We start from the raw sequence: 21,439 nt of genomic DNA on the forward strand, positions 1-21,439 counted from the left end.
GATTTTAATTTGACCGAGCAACCAAACAATCCATTACACGGAATTACTTTAGAAATGATCCTTAATTCTCTTTTAGACAAATATGGATGGGAAGAATTATCTCACAAAATTAACATTAGATGTTTTTGCAACAACCCCTCTATTAAATCTAGTCTTACTTTCCTTAGAAAAACCCCTTGGGCCAGAAAAAAAATTGAAACTCTATTCTTGAACTCTTTTTGATTGTATAGAAAAAGAGAATTAATCTCTTTTTTCTAAAATTTCTATAGATACGATTTTGTCTTTTTGTTTGATTGAATCAAGAACAGAAAAACTATCACTATCATTTTCTTCAATACCACCAAATACTGTATGTCCTCCATTTAAATGAGGACAAGGTACGAAACATAAGAAGAATTGACTTCCTCCTGTATTTTTACCAGCATGAGCCATTGATAAACTTCCTTTATTGTGTACTTGTTTTTCTGCATTTGTTTCACATTCAATTGTCCATCCAGGTCCACCAATTCCAGAACCTTCTGGACAACCACCTTGTGCCATAAAACCATCAATTACTCTATGAAAATTTAATCCATTATAAAAACCATCATTTGCTAATGTTGAAAAATTTGATACGGCTATGGGTGTTTCTTTACTAAAAAGTTTAACCCAAATAACTCCTTTCTCAGTAGTAATTTTTGCATAATTTAATTTTGATAGCTCTTCTTGTGAATAATTATATTCTTTCAATTCTTTTTTAAATCCAAACATTTTAATCCTTTTCTAGCATTATATCGTCATTTGATTTTTTATCAAAATTTATAGTATCTTTTGGCACTAAATAATTTAATTTTACTAAATTTTGAATAATTTCCTTAAAAACTGGAACTGCAGATGCTGAAGCGTAATAATAATACCAATTTGGTCCAGTTGATATTGGATTAATTACAGTTACACCAATTGTATATGAGTTATTATGTTCGTCATTTACAAAGCCAAAGAAAGATGAAATATATTCTTTTAGATATTTTCCTCCTCGTGCTATTTGTGCTGTTCCAGTTTTTCCTCCAATTTCTAAACCTTCAATTCTTGCAGCTCGACCTGTTCCCTCATTTACTGTTTTAATTAATAACTTTTTCATTTCATTAGCTGTTTCTTTTGAAATTACTTTTTCAAGTTTGTCATCATAAGGTTTGTATTTGTTGTTGTCATATGTTAAGTGAGATACAATTCTTGGGGTAATCATATATCCATCATTGTTAAATGCAGAATAAGCTTTTATTATTTGTATAAAAGTAGAAGTCATACCTTGTCCAAAAGATACTGTTGCTTTAAAAACATTATCTCTTTTGTCTTTATCTCCAACAGAAAATTGCCAAACTTTTGGCATTATGCCTTTTTTCTCATAGGGTAAATCTATTCCTGTTTTTCTTGTAAAACCAAATCTTTTCATTCCTTCATAAAATTCTGGTCCAGTTAATCTTTGAGCAATTTGTAATGTTCCAATATTTGATGAAAACATAATAATATCATCTAAAGATAAATTATGTTTAGCAAATTGGTGGTCATCTTTTATTGTAAATCGTCCTATTTTATAACCACCTCGGGGAAATCCTTTAACACCTTTTTCACCCTCATTATATGCATAAAAACTTTCATTTCTTTTTACTAAATTTTTATCCATTGCTAATGAAATAGAAATCGGTTTTATAATAGAACCAGGTTCAAATTGGTATTCAATAGCATTAACATTTAATGATGGAATATCCTCTTTTACTATTTTTTCAGGATTAAATCTATTTGAAGATGCCATTGTAATAATTTTTCCAGTTTTATTCTCCATAACTGAAACAATAATTTCATCTGCACTTAATTTCTTTTTATACATATCCAAAGTAATTTCATTATTTTTTTGAAGTTTTAGAGGAATATTTAAATTTAAAGTTGCACCGTCAACTCTTTTTCTAATAATTGAATTCTTATCAAAAGATATATAAGATAATACATCTCTATCACCTTGTAAAATTCCATCCTTTGATTGATTTAATACTTTATTGTAGTTTTTTTCTAAACCTTTTATTCCATTTACTTTTGTTTTTCCTGATTCTGATTCAAATTTTGAAATATATCCTACAACAGGAGTTAATGTATCATTATATGAAAATGTTCTTTTTTCACCACTTTCACTTATTGTCAAACCTCTTAATATTTTTGCACCATTTATAAGTTTACTTTCAAATACATCTAATTGTATTAATTTAAAAGCTAACTCTTTTAGATTTTTTGCAGATCTTGAATCTATGCTATATGATAGTACTAAACTTCCTGGTTCTTTTTTCCCTTCCACTAGCCTTTCTTTTAGTGTTTTATAATCAATTCCACTATAAATTGAAAATAAATTTAAAAAAAGTTCTTCTTTATCGGGGTCTAAATATCTTGTATCAATCATTGCTTTATAAACTTTTTTAGAAGATGCGATTTTAAAATTATCAGAACTTATAATATTACCTCTTACTGATAATTCTGCTTTTTCACCTTTTAATGAGGGCATGTGTCGTTTTTCAGTAATTGTTCTAAACACTGAAAAAAATAAAATACTTAAACAGAAAAAAATAAATGAAAATAGAATCACGATTTTTTTTGTTTTATCAACTTTTTCGATTTTTTTTGAAGGCATATTTATCCATATTATTATATAATGAGAAATGTATTTTAACAAAACTAATATTAAATCAAATAACAATAAATCAAATAATAATGAAGCCGACTATCCTTTGTTTATATTGGTGTCATTATTAATAATTATAAGTATAACTTTTTCATATTCATTAACCATTTATACTGTGGAGTTTTTTGGATATGATCAATTTCATTTTTTTATAAGACAAGGACTAGTAGGAATTCTTGCTATTTTTATAATGTGGTATTTTTCCTTATTAGACCCTGATAAAATAGTTAAAAAAATTGGAATGAATCTCTTTGTGATTTTTTTTGTCATAATGATATTAATGCCTTTCTTACCTAGTTTTATGGTAACAGAATCAGGAGGAGCTAATCGATGGATTAGGCTTCCTGGATTTTCATTATCTCCAGTTGAATTTTTTAAAATAGGATTTATATATTTTTTATCTTGGTCATTTCATAGAAAAGTAATTCATCAACCAAAAAAAATTGGATTAATTGAAGAAGTTTTGCTTTTGTCTCCTTACTTTTTTACTTTTTTTATTGTTGTATTTGTTATTGCATTTTTACAAAAAGATTTAGGACAAGTTGTTTTATTAGCCATTATTTTAGTTGTTTTATTAATTTTTGCAAACAGATCATTTAAAATATTTCTAGCTTTAGGAACTATTGCAATTGTTGGTGTTATTGGATTAATTATTGTAGCACCGCATAGAATTAAAAGAATTCATTCATGGTGGGCAATGGTTCAAGACGGAATATTATCAGTATTACCTTCATGGGCAGAGAAATATCTTCGTATCGATGAATTACCAGAACCTTATCAAGTTTCTCACTCTTTAAATGCAATTCATAATGGTGGTTTTTTTGGGCAAGGTGTAGGATTAGGTGATTTAAAAGTTGGATTTTTATCTGAAGTTCATACGGACTTCGTTTTAGCTGGAATCACTGAAGAAATAGGATTAGTTGGATTAATGTTAATTTCAGCAATTATGTTTTTGATTATTTGGAGAATTTTTAAAATAAGTAGAAGAGTTGAAAATCCGATTTATCATTTATTTACACTTGGAATTGCATTAATGATAATAATTGCATTTTTAATTAATTCTTATGGAATATCAGGAATGATTCCTATCAAAGGTATTGCGGTTCCTCTTTTATCTTATGGAGGTTCATCTATGCTATCTATGGCCATATCTATTGGATTAGTTCTATCAATTAGTAAAGTTGCAAAAGAAGAGGAAGTTATTAGAAAGGTTAAAAAATAAATGAATGAAACGGTAGTTGTTACAGGTGGTGGAACAGGTGGGCATTTAAAAGTTGCAGATGCTTTTATAGAAGAGTTTCATAATCGTGGAATTGATGTAATTTTTATAGGTTCTTCAAATGGTCAAGATAAAGCTTGGTTTGAAAATGATAGAAGATTAAAAAAAACAATTTTCTTAGATACAAGAGGAGTTGTTAATAAAAATTCACTTGGAAAAGTTACATCTTTATTAAATATATTTTCAAAAACTATACAATGTTTAGCAGTATATTCAAAATACAATGTTAAGACAGTTATCTCAGTAGGTGGATTTTCAGCAGCTGCTGCAACTTTTGCTTCAATTTTAAAGTTTGGATGTAAATTATATATTCATGAACAAAATTCAAAAATGGGTAAATTAAATGAAATTACATCAAAATTTGCAACAGAAGTTTTTTCATCATTTGATGAAAACTCTTTAGTTAAAGATTATCCTGTTGCAAAAGAGTTTTTTGAAACAGCCAGAGTAAGAGATAAAATAAAAACTATTGCATTTTTTGGTGGTTCACAAGGGGCAATTTGTATAAATGATTTTGCTTTAAAAGTAGCTCCTAGATTAAATGAAATGGGTATAAAAATTATTCATCAAGCTGGGAAAAATGATTTCAATAGAGTAGCTGAAGAGTATAAGAAATTAAATATAAATGCAGATGTTTTTGATTTTTCAAAAGATATTCCTTCTAAAATGTCAAGTGCAGATTTTGCTGTGAGTCGTGCTGGTGCTTCCACTTTATGGGAATTATGTGCAAACTCATTACCTACTTTTTTTATTCCATATAAACATGCAGCTGGTGATCATCAGTATTATAATGCAAAAGCTTTATATGATAAGGGATTATGCTTTTTAAAAAGAGAAGATGAGTTAGATGTAGATGAGTTTTTCAAAATTATAGGCTCTGATATTCATAAGATTAGCATTGGATTAATAAGTTCAATTAATTCAAATGCCATATCTTTAATAATAAATATTATTTTAGAAAATAATAAGAAGTAAAACTCCAAATACTATTCTATAAATTCCAAAGGCTACAAAAGTAAATTTTTCTAGGAATTTTAAGAATAACTTTATTGTTAAAAAACCAACAATAAATGAAACCACAAATCCAACAGTTAGATTTATTAAATTTGCACCTACAAAAAGGTCATTATGGTATTTTAATAAATCATAAGCTGTTGTTGCACACATAACAGGAAATGCTAATAAAAATGAAAATTCAGCACTTGTTTTTCTATTAAGTCCAACTAACATTGCTCCAATAACACTAGCACCAGCTCTTGATGTTCCTGGAATCAATGCAAAAATTTGAGCAAATCCAATCCATATTGCTTGTTTATAAGTGACATCTTCAACATCTAAAGTATGTGTTTCATTCTCTTTATAGAATTTTTCTACAATTAAAAAAATAATACCACCAATAATAAACATACAAGCAACAATTTCTATACTAAACATAGATTTGACTTGTTTCGAAAATAAAAAACCAATAGCAGCAATTGGCAAAAAAGCTATTATTATTTTTGTCCATAAATTTATATGTTTAAAAGTAAACTTTGAAGGATAAGTTAAAACAACAGCTAAAATTGCTGCAAACTGAATTATTACTTCAAATGCTTTATTTATATTTGTTTGTTCAATTCCTAGAAATTCACTAACAACTATCATATGTCCGGTTGAAGAGATTGGTAAAAATTCTGTAAAACCTTCAACAACTCCTAATATTATGGAATCCAAAACTGTCATTTTAATCCTTTTTCTTTTGTTAATTTTAAAAAGAGTTTTAATGCTCTTTTTTCTTTTATTCCTAAGTTATAATCAATTTTTTTTAAATATTCTAAAATATGTTTTTTAGAAACACCACTTCTTTGTGAATATTGTTCTAGGATATACTGAGGAATTTTTATATATTTTTTATTAAATTTTTTTGTCAATTTTGTTAGTTGTTTTTCATTTGAATTAAAACATAAAACTGCAAAAACAAAGGGTAGATTATACTTATCTTTCCACTGTTTTGCTAAATCAATTTTCTGTAAATTTGGATTTTGATGGTAAAAATTAAGAGCTTTATCTCCAATTATTACTTGACCTTTTAAATCTAAAACTTTTGCTAGTGCATTTGATGTTTTGGATTGATAATCGTTTTGTTCATTTCCTGGAAGCAATAATACTGATAATACTTCATCCTGTGCCACAATTCCAAAATCTAAGAATTTCTCATTTCTTGAAGCAATTGAAGATATAAAAGCACTATCAACTTTTCGTTTTTTAAATTTTTCTGTTATAGAAGATGGATAAGATTTTTTGTATTCAATACTTGCTTTTAATTGAGATGATTGTATGTTTTTTTTGATAAATATATGAAAAGGTAATAAATTTATAAAATCAATTTTTGCAAATATCATAAAACATTTGTCCTTATTATGGTAAAATTTTTTGACATAATAATACAAATATTATAAGAGGTGGTTAAAATGGTAATAGTTGAGTTCTTAGGACCAATAAATAAAGATGATATGAAATTAGATATAAAAAATTTAGCTGAATTAAGTGAAATACTAAAAAATGATAAAGAGATTTCATCTTGGTTGGAAACATGTGCGGTTGCAATTAATGATACATTAATTTGTTCAAAAGATTTTGATTTAACTGATGGTGATAAAATCTCTCTTCTTCCTCCTGTTTGTGGTGGATGAAAATGGATAATAGAAAAGATTTTTTACAACTATTTGATGGAAGTTTGCCAGTAGAACAAATTACAAATTCTTGGTATCATAAATATAAAAACTCAAATTTTGGAGCAATTATAACTTTTGTAGGTGTTGTAAGAGATGAAAATAAAATCGATGGATTATCTTTTGATATTTATGAACCTATTTTAGATTCATGGTTTGATTTATGGCAAAAAAAAGCAAATGAAAAGAATGCAATAGTTTTAATGGCTCATAGTCGAGGTGATGTTTTTAATCATGAAAGCTCATATATTGCAGGTGTTTGTAGCCCAAAAAGAAGAGTTGCATTAGAATTAATGGATGAATTTGTTGAAGATTTTAAAGCTCAAGCTCCAATTTGGAAATATGATATTATTGATAATCAAAGAGTTTATGCAAAAGATAGAAGTACAGCAATAAATGGTGCTGGAATTTTATCTTAATTTTTAAATAGGAAAATAAATGAGAATAGATTTACATAATCACACTATATTATGTAATCATGCAACAAATAGTGTTGATGAATATGTTCAAAGAGCAATTGAATTAGGAATTGATGAATATGGTTTTGCTGATCATGCTCCTATGAACTATGATCCAAAATATCGTATGGATATTTCTCAAAAACAACAATATGAAAAATGGATAATAGATGCAAAAGAGAAATACAAAGATAAAATAAAAGTTCTATTAGGTTATGAAGTTGATTATTTAGATGGATTTATTTTAGATGAAGTTGTAAATGCAAAAGTTGATTATTTGATAGGTTCTGTACATTTTTTAAGAAATAAAAGCGATATGTGGGGTTTTGATAATCCTGAATTTATAGGTGTATATAAATCAAAAGATATTGATTCGATTTGGGTTGAATATTTTGATGCAATTAAAGCAATGGCAAAAACAAATTTATTTGATATTGTTGGACATTTTGATTTAATAAAAGTATTTAAATTTTTGCCAAAAAAAGATATTAGATTAATAGCAAGAGATGCTTTGTTGGAAATCAAAAAATCAAATATGGTTTTAGAAATTAATCCAGCTGGTTTACGAAAACCTATTAATGAAACTTATCCATCTAAACAATTGTTAGAATTAGCGTTTGAAATGCAAATAGATATTACTTTTGGTTCAGATGCGCATAGTATGGAGCAGGTTGGGTTTATGTATGATAAAGCTTTATTACTTGCTAAAGAAGTTGGATATAACAGATGTATTAGTTTTGAATCAAGAAGTAAAAAAGTAATTTCAATATAAAAAATAAAGTAGATACTTTTTAATTGAGTTGTATAAAAAATATACAGGTATTTTATTTTATTTTATAGTAATTTTGATAGAATGTTCTAATAATTTTAAGGAGTTAAACCTATGGGAAAGTTTGTTAATAATACTGAAGAGTTTTTTGTTTATTGTAAAGAAAATGAAGTTAAATTTGTAGATTTCAGATTTACTGATATGAAAGGTACATGGCACCATGTAACTTATATGATGAGTGCAGTTAGTGCTTCTCAATTAGATAATGGTATGCCTTTTGATGGTTCATCTATTGATGCTTGGCAACCAATTCATAAATCAGACATGTTATTAAAACCAGATGTTGGTACAGCATTTTTAGACCCATTTACAGCTGATTCTACAATCATTGTATTTTGTGATGTTTATGACATCTATAAAGGTGAAATGTATGAAAAATGTCCAAGATCTATTGCTAAAAAAGCATTAACACACTTAACTGAATCAGGTGTTGGTGATGTTGCATATTTTGGTCCTGAAAATGAATTTTTTGTATTTGAAGATGTAAAAATCATTGACAAAGGAAATGAGTCATATTATAGAGTTGATACAGAAGATGGTGAGTGGAATGATGACGCTACTATTGAGGGTGGAAACATGGGGCATAGAGCTAGAACTAAAGGTGGATACTTCCCCGTAGCTCCTATTGATACAGGTGTAGATTTAAGAGCTGAAATGATGCAAGTATTAGAGCAAGTTGGTCTTGAAGTTATCCTTGGACACCATGAAGTTGCTCAAGGTCAACATGAACTTGGTATTGTTTTTGGAGACTTATTAGAAGCTGCTGATAATGTACAAAAATTAAAATATGTAATTAAAATGGTTGCACATTTAAATGGTAAATCTGCAACATTTATGCCAAAACCAATTTATGGTGATAATGGAAGTGGAATGCATGTACACCAATCAATTTGGAGAGATGGTAAAAACTTATTCTACAAACAAGGTGAATATGGTAATCTTTCAGAAATGGCTAGACATTATGTAGGTGGTGTATTTAAACATGCACGCGCAGTTGCTGCATTTACTAATCCATCAACTAACTCATACAAAAGATTAATTCCAGGATTTGAAGCACCTTCAATCTTAACTTATTCATCTCAAAATAGATCTGCATCTTGTAGAATTCCTTATGGTGCTGGTGAAAAAGCAACTAGAATTGAAATGAGATTCCCTGATTCAACTTCATGCCCATACTTAGCATTTGCTGCTATGTTATTAGCTGGGTTAGATGGTATCAAAAATAAATTCGAACCAATTGGACCAATGGATGATGATTTATATGAATTAGAATTAGATGAAATTAGAGAAAGAGGAATTCCTCAAATGCCTCATACTTTAAGAGGTGCGTTAGAAGCGTTAGTTAGAGATAACGAATTCTTACAACCAGTATTTTCAAAAGATATGATTGATACTTACCAACACTATAAATTTGAAACTCAAGTATGGCCTAACGAAGCTAGACCAACTCCATTTGAGTTAAAAACTATGTATTCTTGCTAGTATTTATTTCATTAAAATAAAAAAGGGTAAGTTTTTAAACTTACCCTTTTTTTATGTTTTAGAATTCTAAAACTTCTTCACCTGGATTTTGTGGTTGTGCTTGATATACAACTTCAGGCAAAGGAGAAGTATCTGTATAAAGTTCACTTCTTCCATTTATATTTGCAGTGTAAACATTTTCTGGCATTGTAAAATTTCTTGTAATTTCAGGATGAATATCTAAATATTTTTTATAAAAATATGAAAACACTGGTGCTGCAATTTTCCCACCAGTTTCACTTTTTCTCATTGGAGTATTGTTATCTTTTCCAAACCAAATAATTGTTTGTATTGAAGGCGAATATCCACAAAACCATGCATCAACATTGTCATTTGTAGTACCAGTTTTTCCAGCAAGCTCAATACCTGGAACTTGTGCTGCTTTTCCTGTTCCTTTTGTTACAACATCATTTAAAATTGAAGTCATTAAATAAGTTTGTTCAGGTTTAATTAAACTTTTTGTTTGTGGTTCGAATGTGAGTGATTGTCCACTTTGATTTATTATTTGCTCAACAATATAAGGTTTAACTTGAGTCCCATTATTTGAAAATATACTATATGCTTCACTAAATTCAACTAATGAAACACTCATTGATCCAAGTGCTATAGAAAGATTGTCTGAAATATCTTTAAATCCATAAGTTTTTAATTCATTAGTAATAGTATTAATTCCAACATCAGTTACTAAATTTAGCGTAGATAAATTTCTTGATTGTGTTAATGAATCTCTAAGACTTACTATTCCCTCAACTTTTCCACCATAATTTTTTGGTTGCCATTTTTTTTGTTCGCCGCCAACTGTATAACTATATGTTCTTGAAATATCAATTAATTGAGAAGCAGGATTATAACCATTATTTAAAGCAGATAAATATAAAAATGGTTTGATAGCACTTCCTGCTTGTCTTTTAGATTGGAAAGCTCTATTAAACATAGATTGGTTATAGTCTATTCCTCCTGAAAGCGCCAAAATCTTCCCTGTACTACTTTCCATTGATATTATTGCACCATTTAACTCTTTAACATAAGAATCATCAGGTTTTTTTTCACCTTTTCTTATATCTAAATCTCTTTTTAAAGCTTCATCATAAGAAGCTTTAAGTGCGTCTTGTGCAATTTCTTGAGCATCTAAATCTATTGTTAAATATATTTTATATCCACCATATAAAATATCAGGAATATCATTTACTAATAAACTTATCGCATAATCAACAGCAAATGGAGCTTTATTTTTAGTTAGTGTTTGATTAAATATTTCAGGGCTTTCTTTCATTGAAGTTTCAAATTGTTCTTTGTTAATCCACCCTAAAGTATTAAGTCTGGCAATAACTTGATTCGCTCGTGCAAGTGAAATTTTAAGATTTTTTGTAGGGTCATAAAAACTAGGAGCTCTTGGAAGTCCAACTAAAATTGCCATTTCTTTTAATGATAATTCATATAAATCTTTATTGAAATATCCTTTTGCAGCTGTTTTTATTCCATAATACCCATGTCCAAAATAAACATGATTCAAATATCTTTCTAATATTTCTTCTTTAGTCAAGACATTTTCAAGTCTAATTGCAAGTAGGGCTTCTTTTACTTTTCTAAGTAATTTTTTTTCTCGTGTTAAAATTAGCATTTTAATTAATTGTTGAGTTAATGTACTAGCTCCCTCAACAAATCCACCAGCTTGAATATCTTTTATTATTGCTCTACTTATTGCATCAGGGTTAATTCCATGATGCTCAAAAAATTGAGTATCTTCAATTGCAACTAATCCTTCAATAATTCTTGCTGGAATATCATCATATTTTACATATTCTCTATTTTCTTCTTTAAAAGTATTTGCAATTAATTTTCCATCTTTATCAAAAAATTGAGTACTTTGTTTAGGTGTGTAGTTTACAACTACATCAATGTCATGTTTAATTTCATCATATAGATTATATAGCCAACCAGCTACCATTAATCCTAAGATAATAAATAAACCAAAAATATATTTCATCATATTATGTCCTAAAAATTTTATTTTTAAATGTTGAGTTAATTAATCTTTTTGTGTAATCTTCTTTTGGTGTTGATAAAATATCATTTGTTAATCCTTTTTCAATTATTTCTCCATCTTTTAAGATAATTATATCTTTACAAATAGTTTTAATTGAATTTATGTCATGAGTTACAAAAAGAATCAAGATATTTAAACGATTTTTTATTTCATTTATTAAATCAATAATATTTTTTTTATTCTCTTCGTCTAAAGCTGTTGTTGGTTCATCAAGTAATAGTAGTTTTATATCACGACTTAATGCAATTGCAATCACAACTCTTTGAATTTGACCTCCACTTAATTGTGAGGGAAATTTTTTTAATACATTTTTATCAAGATCTACTAAATTTAACACTTCTTCTTTTCTTCTTTCGTCACAAAAAAACTGATTTGTAATTTTTGTCATCATTGATAAAGAAGTAAATGGATTTTGAGGAATAAAACCAATTGAATTATAATTTAATTCAAAATTAGAATTAATATCTTTTTTTACTTCCAAAGAAGATGGAAGTAAATTTAATAATGCTTTTAAAGTTAATGATTTTCCACTTCCACTTTCACCAATTAAAGCAGTAGAATCTGTAATATCAAAAGATATAGCTACTAATTTTTTTTCTTTGGTTTTAATTTCTAATTTGTTTATATTAATATTTAACACAATTCTTCTTTATATTAATGGTTCATCCATCTCTTTTGGAATTTCTAAGTTCATAAGTTTTAAAACAGTTGGTGCAATATTATTTAAACTTCCTGTTTTAACTTCTTTAACATTTTTTGCAATTACAAAACAATAAACATCACCAACTGTGTGGTTTGTTAAAGTATTTCCATCTTCATCTCTCATTTTCTCACAATTTCCATGATCAGAGGTTAAAATAATGTTGTAATTCTCTTTTTTTGCAATTTCAAGAATTAATCCAAGTTCATAATCAACAGCTTCAACAGCACTTACCGCGGCATCAAAAATACCTGTATGCCCAACCATATCACCATTTGCAAAGTTTACAACTATAAAATCTATTTGTTCATTCATAGCAGTTCTTACAGCATTTCCAACTTCTGGTGCTGACATTTCAGGTTGTAAATCATAAGTAGCAACTGCTGGTGATGGAATCAAAACTCTTGTTTCATTTAACATTGGTTCTTCAATCCCACCATTAAAGAAAAATGTAACATGGGCATATTTTTCTGTTTCAGCTGTATGAAGTTGTGATAAGTTTGCATTTGAAATAACTTCTGCCAAAGTATTTTCTGGAGAATCTTTTGGAAATAAAACAGGAATAGGAGTGTTTTTATCATATTGAGTCATAGTTGCCAGATTTAAAGAATCTTTAAAAGTAGGAAATTCACTAAAATTTTCATTTGCGAATACAGAAGAAAGTTCTCTCATTCTATCACTTCTAAAATTACAAAAGATCACTCCATCATTTTTTTCTAATCCTTTGTAATCATTAAAAGCAGTTGGAAGAATAAATTCATCAAAAATTTCATTTTTATATGAATTATCAATATAAGTTAAAATATCAGATGATGTTGATGCTTGTGCAAAAGAAATTGAGTCATAAGCTTTTTTTACTCTATCCCATCTATTATCTCTATCCATTGCATAATATCTTCCAGCAACAGTTGCAATTTTAATATCTTTATCACAAATCTCAAGAAGTTGTTTTATATAAGTTTTTGCACAATTTGGTGCAACATCTCTCCCATCTGTGATTACATGAATGAAGACTTTTTTATTATGTGCTTTTGCAATTATTGCCATAGCAATTATATGATTTATATGAGAATGAACTCCACCATCACTTAAAAGCCCTATTAAATGAATATTATTAGAAGTATTTAAAATACTTTTAAAAATTGTATTATCTTTTAAAGTATCATTTTCAATAGCAATATTAATTTTCACCAAATCTTGATATAAAATTCTTCCACTTCCAATAGTCATATGTCCCACTTCACTATTTCCCATTTGTCCATCAGGAAGTCCAACAAATTTTCCATAAGTATGAATTAATGAATAAGGAGCATTTTTGAATAAATAATCATATGTTGGAGTTTTAGCACTAGCAAAAGCATTAAATTTATCAGAAGAGTTATGCCCAATACCATCAGTTATTATAAGTAATGTTTTATTTGTCACGATTTAAACCTTTTAAAAAGTATAATATAATATAATCGCGGAATTATATCAAAATCAAGGTTTAAGTTTGTTTTATTGGTTATATAGACATCTAGAGATTAATATCTTTCAATATATTTCTGTTCGTGCAGGAATTAGTTTTTTTATTGCTTTTGTTTTAACAATGTATTTAATGCCAAAATTTATTGTTTGGGCAAAAATAAAAAAAGCTTCACAGCCAATTTATGAACATGCACCTCAAGCTCATCAAGCAAAAGCAGGGACACCAACTATGGGTGGAATTGTTTTTATTTTTGCTACTATTATTGCAACACTTTTAACTGCGAAATTAAGCAATATTTATGTGGTTGGAGGTTTATTAACCTTGTCACTTTTTTCTTTTATTGGAATGCAAGATGATTATTCAAAAATTTCAAAAGAAAAAAATTCAGCAGGTTTGAGTGCAAGAGCTAAATTAATTTTTCAATTTATCTGTGCATTTATAATAGGTTTTACTCTTTATTATTTTTCTCATACAACGGAATTATATACTCCTTTTTATAAACTTCCTTTATTTGATATGGGAGCATTTGCAATTATATTATGGATGATGGTTATTGTGGCTTCTTCAAATGCGGTAAATTTGACTGATGGATTAGATGGTTTAGCAACAGTTCCCTCAATTATGGCATTTTTCTCACTTTCAATTTTGGTTTATGTAACAGGTCATGCTATTTTTTCATCATATTTATTACTGCCAAGTATTCAAATTGCAGGTGAATTAGCGGTAATGGGAAGTGCAATTTGTGGGGCATTAATCGCATTTTTATGGTTTAATTCACATCCTGCGGAAGTTTTTATGGGAGATTCAGGTTCACTTCCTTTGGGTGCATTTATGGGATATATGGCAATTGTGGCAAAATCAGAATTACTTTTAATAGCAATTGGATTTATTTTTGTTTTAGAAACTGTATCAGTAATACTTCAAGTTGGATCTTACAAACTAAGACAAAAAAGAGTTTTTTTAATGGCACCAATTCACCACCATTTTGAACAAAAAGGCTGGAAAGAAAATAAGATAATTGTTAGATTCTGGATAATTTCATTTATGACAAATTTAATTGCATTGCTTAGTTTAAAAATCAGATAAAGAATAAATAATGATTACAAATAATGAAAAAATAAGAATTTTAGGAAAAGGTATAACTGCTCTTGCATTAAAAGATAAATTTCAAAATGCAACACTATATGATGATAACGATTTTAATACATATGATTTAAATTCAAATGAGCTAACAGTTGTAAGTCCTGGAATCCCACCTTATAATGAAATGGTTATAAATTCTAAAAATTTAATTAGTGATTATGATTTATTCTCTTCGATTATGCCATTTTCTATTTGGATTTCTGGAACAAATGGAAAAACTACAACAACACAAATGTGCCAACATTTACTAAAAGAGTATGGTTCCCTATATGGTGGAAATATTGGTGTTCCCCTTAGTCATTTAGATGAAAAAGCTTCTATTTGGATTTTAGAAACTTCTTCTTTTACTTTACATTATACAAATAATTCAAAACCAAATATTTATATTTTACTTCCAATTTCAGAAGACCATATAACTTGGCATGGCTCTTTTGAAGAGTATAAAAATGCAAAATTAAAACCATTATCTTTAATGAATGAAAATGATATAGCAATAATTCCAAATGAATTTAAAAATATTAAAACAAATGCTTTTTTGATTACATATAAAAATAGTGATGAATTATGTAGTCACTTTAAAATTGATAAATCAAAAATCAAATTCAAAGAACCATTTCTATTAGATGCAATTTTAGCAATGGCAACAAGAAAAATTATGTTTGATGAGGTAAATTATGAATTAATAAATGAATTTGTAATTGATAAGCATAAAGTTGAAGAGTTCAAAGATATAAAAAATAGATTATGGATTGATGATAGTAAAGCTACAAATGTTGATGCAACTATAAATGCAATTGTTCCATATAAAAATAAAAATATACATATAATATTAGGTGGAGATGATAAAGGTGCAAATTTACTTCCACTTTTTGAAAGTATTAAAAATTTAGATATAAATGTTTATGCAATAGGTAGTAACACAGAAAAAATTGTGAAATTTTGTAATGAATATAAAATAAATATTGAAAGTTGTACTTATCTAAATATTGCAGTAGAAAAAATAGATTTGGTTTTAAATGAAAATTCTGTTGCTATGTTATCGCCAGCTGCAGCATCATTGGACCAATTCAAATCATACGCGCATAGAGGGAATGAATTTAAAAATTTGGTACACTCTTTAAGTTGATATTAATATTTTAACTTGTATAATCTCAATCCAATTTGCGTGGGCTCGATAGCTCAGTCGGTAGAGCAAAGGATTGAAAATCCTTGTGTCGACAGTTCGATTCTGTCTCGAGCCACCATTTTGTTTGGATGCTGGTGTAGCTCAGTTGGCTAGAGCAGCTGATTTGTAATCAGCAGGTCGGGGGTTCGACTCCCTTCACCAGCTCCATTTTTCGTCGTGCGTCTTCTTTTAAAGAACAGCGCTAGACCAGAACAATAATATTTTTCAACGGTGAGGTTGGAGAGTGGTCAAATCCTGCGGACTGTAAATCCGCCGCCTACGGCTTCGAAGGTTCAAATCCTTCTCTCACCACCACGCAAATGTTGCGGGAGTAGCTCAGTTGGCTAGAGCTTCTGCCTTCCAAGCAGACTGTCGCGAGTTCGAGTCTCGTCTCCCGCTCCATTTATTTTATTGATTACTGGGAGCTGAGTTATAAGCACAATATTTTTTTATAACTCTTTTATATATAATATAACTTCCATTAAAGTTTTTTTCAGTATTTTTTCAATATAATACGCACACAATTTTATTGTGTAATTTAAAAATAAACAAATCCCCTCTGAATAGAGAAGCCAAATGGGCTTATCTACTCAGAGGGCAATAACCAAAATTTAGAAGGGGAATTCTATGGCAAAAGAAAAATTTTCAAGAAACAAACCGCACGTTAACATCGGTACTATTGGACATGTTGACCACGGTAAAACTACATTAACAGCTGCAATTTCTGCAGTACTATCTGTAAGAGATGGTGGAACTATGATGGATTACGATCAAATCGATAATGCACCAGAAGAAAGAGAAAGAGGAATTACTATTGCTACTTCTCATATTGAATATGAAACTAAAGCTAGACATTATGCTCACGTAGATTGTCCAGGACACGCCGATTATGTTAAAAACATGATTACAGGTGCTGCTCAAATGGATGGTGCTATTATTGTTATCGCTGCAACTGATGGTCCTATGGCTCAAACAAGAGAACATATCTTATTATCAAAACAAGTTGGTGTTCCATACATCGTTGTTTTCTTAAATAAAGAAGATCAATTAGATGATGAAGATAGAGAAGAAATGTTAGAACTTGTTGAAATGGAAGTTAGAGAATTATTATCAACTTACGATTTCCCAGGTGATGATACTCCTATCGTTGCAGGTTCTGCATTTAAAGCATTAGAAGAAGCTAAAGCTGGTTCTATTGGTGTTTGGGGAGAAAAAATTATTGCATTAATGGATGCAGTTGATGCTTATATCCCAACTCCACAAAGAGATGTTGATCAAGATTTCTTAATGCCAGTTGAAGATGTATTCTCTATCTCAGGAAGAGGTACTGTTGTTACTGGAAGAATTGAAAAAGGTACAATTAAAATTGGTGAAACTATTGAAATCGTTGGATTCTCTGATACTAAAACAACTACTGTAACTGGTGTTGAAATGTTCAGAAAAGAAATGGATCAAGGTCAAGCTGGTGATAACTGCGGTGTTCTTTTAAGAGGTATTAAAAAAGAAGATGTAGAAAGAGGACAAGTTTTATGTAAACCTAAAACAATTACTCCACATACTAAATTCAGATGTGAAGTGTATATCCTTTCTAAAGATGAAGGTGGTAGACATACTCCATTCTTCTCAGGATATAGACCACAATTTTATGTAAGAACTACAGATGTTACTGGTTCTTGTACTTTACCAGAAGGTACTGAAATGGTTATGCCAGGTGATAATGTAGAAATGACAGTTGAATTAGTTGCTCCAATTGCTCTAGACAAAGGTACAAAGTTTGCTATTAGAGAAGGTGGTAGAACTGTAGGTGCTGGAGTTGTTGCTGAAATCATAGAATAAGGATTTGCAATGGCAAATATAAGAATTAAAATTGGATTAAAATGTCAAGAGAATGGTGATATTAACTATACTACTTGGAAAAATCCAAAAACTCATACTGAAAAGTTTGAAGTTAAAAAATATAGTCCAAGATTGAAAAAACACACTTTACACAAAGAAGTGAAACTAAAATCTTAATTTTTAAGCTTACAGGTTAAACTGTAAGCTTATTTTGAAATAGGTCAGTAGCTCCAATGGTAGAGCGCCGGATTCCAAATCCGATGGTTGTGGGTTCGAATCCCTCCTGGCCTGCCACTTAAATTTTTTTAAAAGAAGTAAAACTCTTTTTTTGAAAGAATTTATTGACAAATAATAGCAATCAAAATGGAGTAAATAGTGAATAAAGTTAAAAACTACTATCAAAATGCAAAATCAGAATTATTAAAAGTTATTTTCCCTATAAAAGAGCAAATTAGATCTGCATATTTATCTGTTTTTATTGTTGTTACGGTTATAACTTTATTTTTAGCTTTAATTGATGGAATTATGTCATTAAGCTTATCTTCAATTATTAAATAGGAAGTAATTATGGCACACAAATGGTACGCAATTCAAACTTATTCAGGTAGTGAATTATCTGTAAAAAAAGCTTTATTACAATTATCTGAAGAAATGACAGATGGTAGAATATCAGATGTATTAGTACCTACAGAAGATTTAATTGAAATAAAAAAAGGTAAGAAATCTATAGTTGAAAGACCACTATATCCTGCATATGCATTTGCAAGAATAGATTTAGATACTGGATTATGGCACAGAATTCAATCAATGCCAAAAGTTGGGAGATTCATTGGTGAATCTAAAAAACCAACTGCATTATCTGATAAAGATATTAACTTAATTTTAGAAAAAGTAAAAAATAGAGCAGCAGCAAAACCGAAAGTTTCATTTGATGAGGGTGAAATGGTAAGAATTAATGAAGGACCATTTTCTAATTTTAATGGTTTAGTAGAAGATTTTGATATGGTTTCTGGATTATTAAAATTAAATGTTTCTATATTTGGAAGAAATACACCTGTGGAAATTTCATACACTCAAGTTGAAAGAGTAGTTTGATTTAATAAATTTATAGACATTAGGCAATAAAACTAGTCTCTCAAATAGTTTTTTTGCCTAATGTCTAATCATTAAAAAATTGATAAAGGAATAACATGGCTAAGAAAATTCAAGGTCTAATTAAATTACAGATACCTGCGGGTGCTGCAAATCCATCACCACCAGTTGGTCCAGCATTGGGTCAAAGAGGTGTTAACATAATGGAATTTTGTAAAGCTTTCAATGAAAAAACTAAAGATAAAGCTGGTTTTAGATTACCAGTTGTTATTACAGTTTATACTGACAAAAGTTTTACATTTGAAGTAAAACAACCACCAATGACAGATTTAATTAAAAAAGTTGCTGGAATTAAATCAGGTTCAAGTAATCCACTTAAACAAAAAATTGGAAAACTTTCAAAAGAACAAGTTATGGAAATTGTTGATATGAAAATCAAAGATTTAAATACAGATGATAAAGAAGCAGCTGCAAGAATTGTTGCAGGTTCAGCTAGATCAATAGGTATTGAAATAGAATTATAATATTCTGTTTTGATTAAAGTCTTACCACCAGACTCAATAATGGCGGTAGCAAAAATAATATAATTGCGGAGATAAAAATGGCAAAAGTTTCAAAAAGATATAAAGCACTAAAAGAAAAAATTGAAGATAGAAAATATTCTTTAGTTGATGCTTGTGCAAGTTTAAAAGATTTAAAATCAGCAAAATTTGATGAAAGTGTAGAAATTGCACTAAATTTAAATGTTGATCCAAGACATGCAGACCAAATGATTAGAGGTGCTGTTGTACTTCCAAATGGAACTGGTAAAACTGTAAGAGTTGCAGTGTTTGCTAAAGGTTTAAAAATGGATGAAGCAAAAGCTGCAGGTGCTGATGTTGTTGGTAATGATGATTTAGCTGAAGCTATTCAAGCTGGAAACATTAATTTCGATGTTTTAATTGCAACTCCTGATTGTATGGGAATTGTAGGAAAAGTTGGTAGAATTTTAGGACCAAAAGGTTTAATGCCTAATCCTAAAACAGGTACTGTAACTATGGATGTTACAAAAGCTGTAAATGATGCTAAAGGTGGTCAAGTTACATATAGAGTTGATAAAAAAGGTAATATGCAAGCTGGAATCGGAAAAGTTTCATTTTCTGCTGAAGCACTTAGAGAAAATGCTGCAACATTTATTGCAGCTATCAATAAAGCAAAACCATCAACTGCAAAAGGTAGATATATTACTAATGCAGCTATATCTTTAACGATGAGTCCATCAATTATTTTAGATAATATGGAATTAATGGAAATTAGATAAGGTTTCACCTTGTCTAATTTTTTTTAGCATTCAGTAATGAAGATTTTCTTTCTTTATTATTGAGTGTTATTCAAAGCACTGAAATAAAACTGAAGACAGCTGGTAAGAAACACCTCCGTTTCTTGTAAGTCCCGCCTAAGTCGATGTTTTGAAGGGAGGAGAAAAAATGACTAAACAACAAAAATCAGAAATAATTGATTCTTTAACAGGTGAATTTAAAAATTCTTTAGCTATCGTAGTTTGTGACTATAAAGGTCTTACTCATAGAGAATTAGAAACTTTAAGAAAAGAAGCAAAAGCTAATGATACTAAAGTTCAAGTTGCTAAAAATACATTAGTTACAGTTGCTGTAAAAAATGCTGAATTAGGTGATGTTGAATTAACTGGTACGAATATTTTCTTATGGTCTGATGATCAAATTTCAGCTTGTAAAGTTGCAGATAAATTTGCTACTTCTAACAAAGAAAAATTTGTTATTAAATCAGGGATTATTGAAGGTAAAATTGCAGACTTTGCTACAGTTAATGCATTCGCTAAATTACCATCAAGAGAACAACTTCTTGGTATGCTTGCAGCTACTTGGATGGCACCTGTTACAAACTTTACTATTGGGCTTGATGCACTTAGAAAGAAAAAAGAAGAAGAGGCAGCTTAATTTTTAAGCTATTAAAACAAAATAAATAAATTATAAGGAATAAGAAATGGCAATTTCTAAAGAAGACGTATTAGAATATATCTCTGGATTATCTGTACTTGAATTATCAGAATTAGTAAAACAATTTGAAGAAAAATTTGGTGTATCTGCACAACCTGTTGCAATGGCTGGTGGAGCAGTTGCTGCTGTTGAAGCTGCTGAAGAAAAAACTGAATTTGATGTTATTATCTTAGATGCTGGTGACAAAAAAATTAATGTTATTAAAGAAATTAGAGCATTAACTGGTTTAGGATTAAAAGAAGCAAAAACTGCTGCTGAAGAAACTCCTTCAACAATTAAAGAAGGTATTTCTAAAGAAGATGCTGAAGCTGCAAAAGCTGCATTAGAAGCTGCTGGTGCAAAAGTAGAAATTAAATAATTATTAAATAATTATGATTGATATACAAGGCTTTTGCCTTGTATAAAGATTCGCATCTTTGAAGGTTAAGGTTAAAATTTTATGAAATTTTAACCCTATCCTTTATGGAT

At 28.9% G+C, this 21,439-nt stretch carries 24 protein-coding genes and 5 tRNA genes; 22 read left to right on the forward strand and 7 right to left on the reverse strand.

The window, feature by feature from the left end:
• A partial coding sequence (locus tag B0174_RS10770) for a VF530 family protein (protein WP_322873857.1) occupies window positions 1-222 on the forward strand: 222 nt, incomplete at its 5' end.
• Window positions 223-240: 18 nt separating this feature from the next.
• Here B0174_RS10770 and B0174_RS10775 read toward each other — a convergent pair.
• Both B0174_RS10775 and B0174_RS10780 read right to left on the reverse strand, forming a co-directional pair.
• Window positions 241-750, reverse strand: a complete 510-nt coding sequence (locus B0174_RS10775; RefSeq protein ID WP_108560727.1) for a peptidylprolyl isomerase — start codon at window positions 748-750, stop codon at window positions 241-243.
• A 1-nt stretch (window position 751) separates the two neighbouring features.
• Window positions 752-2,656, reverse strand: coding sequence for a peptidoglycan D,D-transpeptidase FtsI family protein (locus B0174_RS10780; RefSeq protein ID WP_108560730.1), 1,905 nt, complete (start codon window positions 2,654-2,656; stop codon window positions 752-754).
• Window positions 2,657-2,684: 28 nt separating this feature from the next.
• Here B0174_RS10780 and B0174_RS10785 point away from each other — a divergent pair, with 28 nt between their 5' ends.
• Window positions 2,685-3,929 (forward strand): FtsW/RodA/SpoVE family cell cycle protein, encoded by a 1,245-nt coding sequence (locus B0174_RS10785; protein ID WP_108560733.1) that lies wholly within the window; start codon window positions 2,685-2,687, stop codon window positions 3,927-3,929.
• Window positions 3,930-4,961, forward strand: coding sequence for a UDP-N-acetylglucosamine--N-acetylmuramyl-(pentapeptide) pyrophosphoryl-undecaprenol N-acetylglucosamine transferase (locus B0174_RS10790; RefSeq protein WP_108560736.1), 1,032 nt, complete (start codon window positions 3,930-3,932; stop codon window positions 4,959-4,961).
• On the opposite strand, the gene B0174_RS10795 is transcribed toward B0174_RS10790, so the two are convergent.
• Window positions 4,941-5,708: an undecaprenyl-diphosphate phosphatase gene (locus B0174_RS10795; RefSeq protein ID WP_108560739.1), complete on the reverse strand. Its 768-nt coding sequence runs from the start codon at window positions 5,706-5,708 to the stop codon at window positions 4,941-4,943. The two genes, B0174_RS10790 and B0174_RS10795, sit on opposite strands and share 21 nt — an antisense overlap.
• Window positions 5,705-6,367 carry an MqnA/MqnD/SBP family protein gene (locus tag B0174_RS10800; RefSeq protein ID WP_108560742.1) on the reverse strand — a complete coding sequence of 221 codons (663 nt, stop codon included), beginning with the start codon at window positions 6,365-6,367 and terminating at the stop codon, window positions 5,705-5,707. The genes B0174_RS10795 and B0174_RS10800 overlap by 4 nt, the downstream gene beginning before the upstream one ends.
• A gap of 69 nt (window positions 6,368-6,436) precedes the next feature.
• On the opposite strand from B0174_RS10800, the gene B0174_RS10805 reads away from it, so the two are divergent.
• The 4 genes from B0174_RS10805 to glnA all read left to right on the forward strand — a co-directional run bounded on the left by B0174_RS10805 (window position 6,437) and on the right by glnA (window position 9,466).
• Window positions 6,437-6,658 (forward strand): MoaD/ThiS family protein, encoded by a 222-nt coding sequence (locus B0174_RS10805; RefSeq protein WP_108560745.1) that lies wholly within the window; start codon window positions 6,437-6,439, stop codon window positions 6,656-6,658.
• Window positions 6,659-6,660: 2 nt separating this feature from the next.
• Window positions 6,661-7,116, forward strand: coding sequence for a molybdopterin synthase catalytic subunit (locus tag B0174_RS10810; protein WP_108560748.1), 456 nt, complete (start codon window positions 6,661-6,663; stop codon window positions 7,114-7,116).
• 19 nt (window positions 7,117-7,135) lie between these two features.
• Window positions 7,136-7,927: a histidinol-phosphatase HisJ gene (gene hisJ, locus B0174_RS10815; RefSeq protein WP_108560751.1), complete on the forward strand. Its 792-nt coding sequence runs from the start codon at window positions 7,136-7,138 to the stop codon at window positions 7,925-7,927.
• 111 nt (window positions 7,928-8,038) lie between these two features.
• On the forward strand, window positions 8,039-9,466 hold the full coding sequence (gene glnA, locus B0174_RS10820) for a type I glutamate--ammonia ligase (protein ID WP_108560754.1): 1,428 nt from the start codon (window positions 8,039-8,041) through the stop codon (window positions 9,464-9,466).
• Between the two features lie 58 nt (window positions 9,467-9,524).
• On the opposite strand, the gene B0174_RS10825 is transcribed toward glnA, so the two are convergent.
• From B0174_RS10825 to gpmI, 3 genes are read right to left on the reverse strand one after another with little or no spacing between them, the layout of a single operon-like run.
• On the reverse strand, window positions 9,525-11,495 hold the full coding sequence (locus B0174_RS10825) for a transglycosylase domain-containing protein (RefSeq protein WP_108560757.1): 1,971 nt from the start codon (window positions 11,493-11,495) through the stop codon (window positions 9,525-9,527).
• A gap of 1 nt (window position 11,496) precedes the next feature.
• Entirely contained in the window at window positions 11,497-12,192 is a 696-nt protein-coding gene (locus B0174_RS10830) for an ATP-binding cassette domain-containing protein (RefSeq protein ID WP_205663525.1), read from the reverse strand.
• A 9-nt stretch (window positions 12,193-12,201) separates the two neighbouring features.
• A complete protein-coding gene (gene gpmI, locus B0174_RS10835) occupies window positions 12,202-13,677 on the reverse strand; it encodes a 2,3-bisphosphoglycerate-independent phosphoglycerate mutase (RefSeq protein WP_108560762.1) in 1,476 nt (491 codons plus the stop codon).
• 67 nt (window positions 13,678-13,744) lie between these two features.
• Here gpmI and mraY point away from each other — a divergent pair, with 67 nt between their 5' ends.
• From mraY to rplL, 15 genes are all read left to right on the forward strand, one after another.
• Window positions 13,745-14,806, forward strand: coding sequence for a phospho-N-acetylmuramoyl-pentapeptide-transferase (mraY, locus tag B0174_RS10840; RefSeq protein WP_108560765.1), 1,062 nt, complete (start codon window positions 13,745-13,747; stop codon window positions 14,804-14,806).
• Window positions 14,807-14,816: 10 nt separating this feature from the next.
• Entirely contained in the window at window positions 14,817-15,989 is a 1,173-nt protein-coding gene (murD, locus tag B0174_RS10845; RefSeq protein ID WP_108560767.1) for a UDP-N-acetylmuramoyl-L-alanine--D-glutamate ligase, read from the forward strand.
• 42 nt (window positions 15,990-16,031) lie between these two features.
• Window positions 16,032-16,107, forward strand: a tRNA-Phe gene (locus tag B0174_RS10850).
• A 12-nt stretch (window positions 16,108-16,119) separates the two neighbouring features.
• A tRNA-Thr gene (locus B0174_RS10855) sits at window positions 16,120-16,196 on the forward strand.
• A 62-nt stretch (window positions 16,197-16,258) separates the two neighbouring features.
• Window positions 16,259-16,343: transfer RNA gene (locus tag B0174_RS10860), tRNA-Tyr, on the forward strand.
• Window positions 16,344-16,353: 10 nt separating this feature from the next.
• Window positions 16,354-16,430, forward strand: a tRNA-Gly gene (locus B0174_RS10865).
• 225 nt (window positions 16,431-16,655) lie between these two features.
• On the forward strand, window positions 16,656-17,864 hold the full coding sequence (tuf, locus tag B0174_RS10870; protein ID WP_108560770.1) for an elongation factor Tu: 1,209 nt from the start codon (window positions 16,656-16,658) through the stop codon (window positions 17,862-17,864).
• A gap of 18 nt (window positions 17,865-17,882) precedes the next feature.
• The gene (rpmG, locus tag B0174_RS10875) at window positions 17,883-18,041 is read left to right on the forward strand and encodes a 50S ribosomal protein L33 (protein ID WP_165790421.1); all 159 of its coding nucleotides are present in this window, start codon (window positions 17,883-17,885) and stop codon (window positions 18,039-18,041) included.
• Window positions 18,042-18,082: 41 nt separating this feature from the next.
• Window positions 18,083-18,158: transfer RNA gene (locus B0174_RS10880), tRNA-Trp, on the forward strand.
• 81 nt (window positions 18,159-18,239) lie between these two features.
• Window positions 18,240-18,422: a preprotein translocase subunit SecE gene (secE, locus tag B0174_RS10885; RefSeq protein ID WP_108560776.1), complete on the forward strand. Its 183-nt coding sequence runs from the start codon at window positions 18,240-18,242 to the stop codon at window positions 18,420-18,422.
• Between the two features lie 9 nt (window positions 18,423-18,431).
• Window positions 18,432-18,959 carry a transcription termination/antitermination protein NusG gene (gene nusG / locus B0174_RS10890; RefSeq protein ID WP_108560779.1) on the forward strand — a complete coding sequence of 176 codons (528 nt, stop codon included), beginning with the start codon at window positions 18,432-18,434 and terminating at the stop codon, window positions 18,957-18,959.
• A 95-nt stretch (window positions 18,960-19,054) separates the two neighbouring features.
• Window positions 19,055-19,480, forward strand: coding sequence for a 50S ribosomal protein L11 (rplK, locus tag B0174_RS10895; protein WP_108560782.1), 426 nt, complete (start codon window positions 19,055-19,057; stop codon window positions 19,478-19,480).
• Between the two features lie 77 nt (window positions 19,481-19,557).
• Complete coding sequence (gene rplA, locus B0174_RS10900) at window positions 19,558-20,256, forward strand: 50S ribosomal protein L1 (protein WP_108560785.1); 699 nt, start codon at window positions 19,558-19,560, stop codon at window positions 20,254-20,256.
• Between the two features lie 166 nt (window positions 20,257-20,422).
• On the forward strand, window positions 20,423-20,911 hold the full coding sequence (gene rplJ / locus B0174_RS10905) for a 50S ribosomal protein L10 (protein ID WP_108560788.1): 489 nt from the start codon (window positions 20,423-20,425) through the stop codon (window positions 20,909-20,911).
• 46 nt (window positions 20,912-20,957) lie between these two features.
• Window positions 20,958-21,329: a 50S ribosomal protein L7/L12 gene (gene rplL / locus B0174_RS10910; protein WP_108560791.1), complete on the forward strand. Its 372-nt coding sequence runs from the start codon at window positions 20,958-20,960 to the stop codon at window positions 21,327-21,329.
• Window positions 21,330-21,439: the final 110 nt, after the last annotated feature.

The sequence above is a fragment of the Arcobacter caeni genome, assembly GCF_003063245.1.
In the GTDB taxonomy this organism is placed as follows: domain Bacteria; phylum Campylobacterota; class Campylobacteria; order Campylobacterales; family Arcobacteraceae; genus Aliarcobacter; species Aliarcobacter caeni.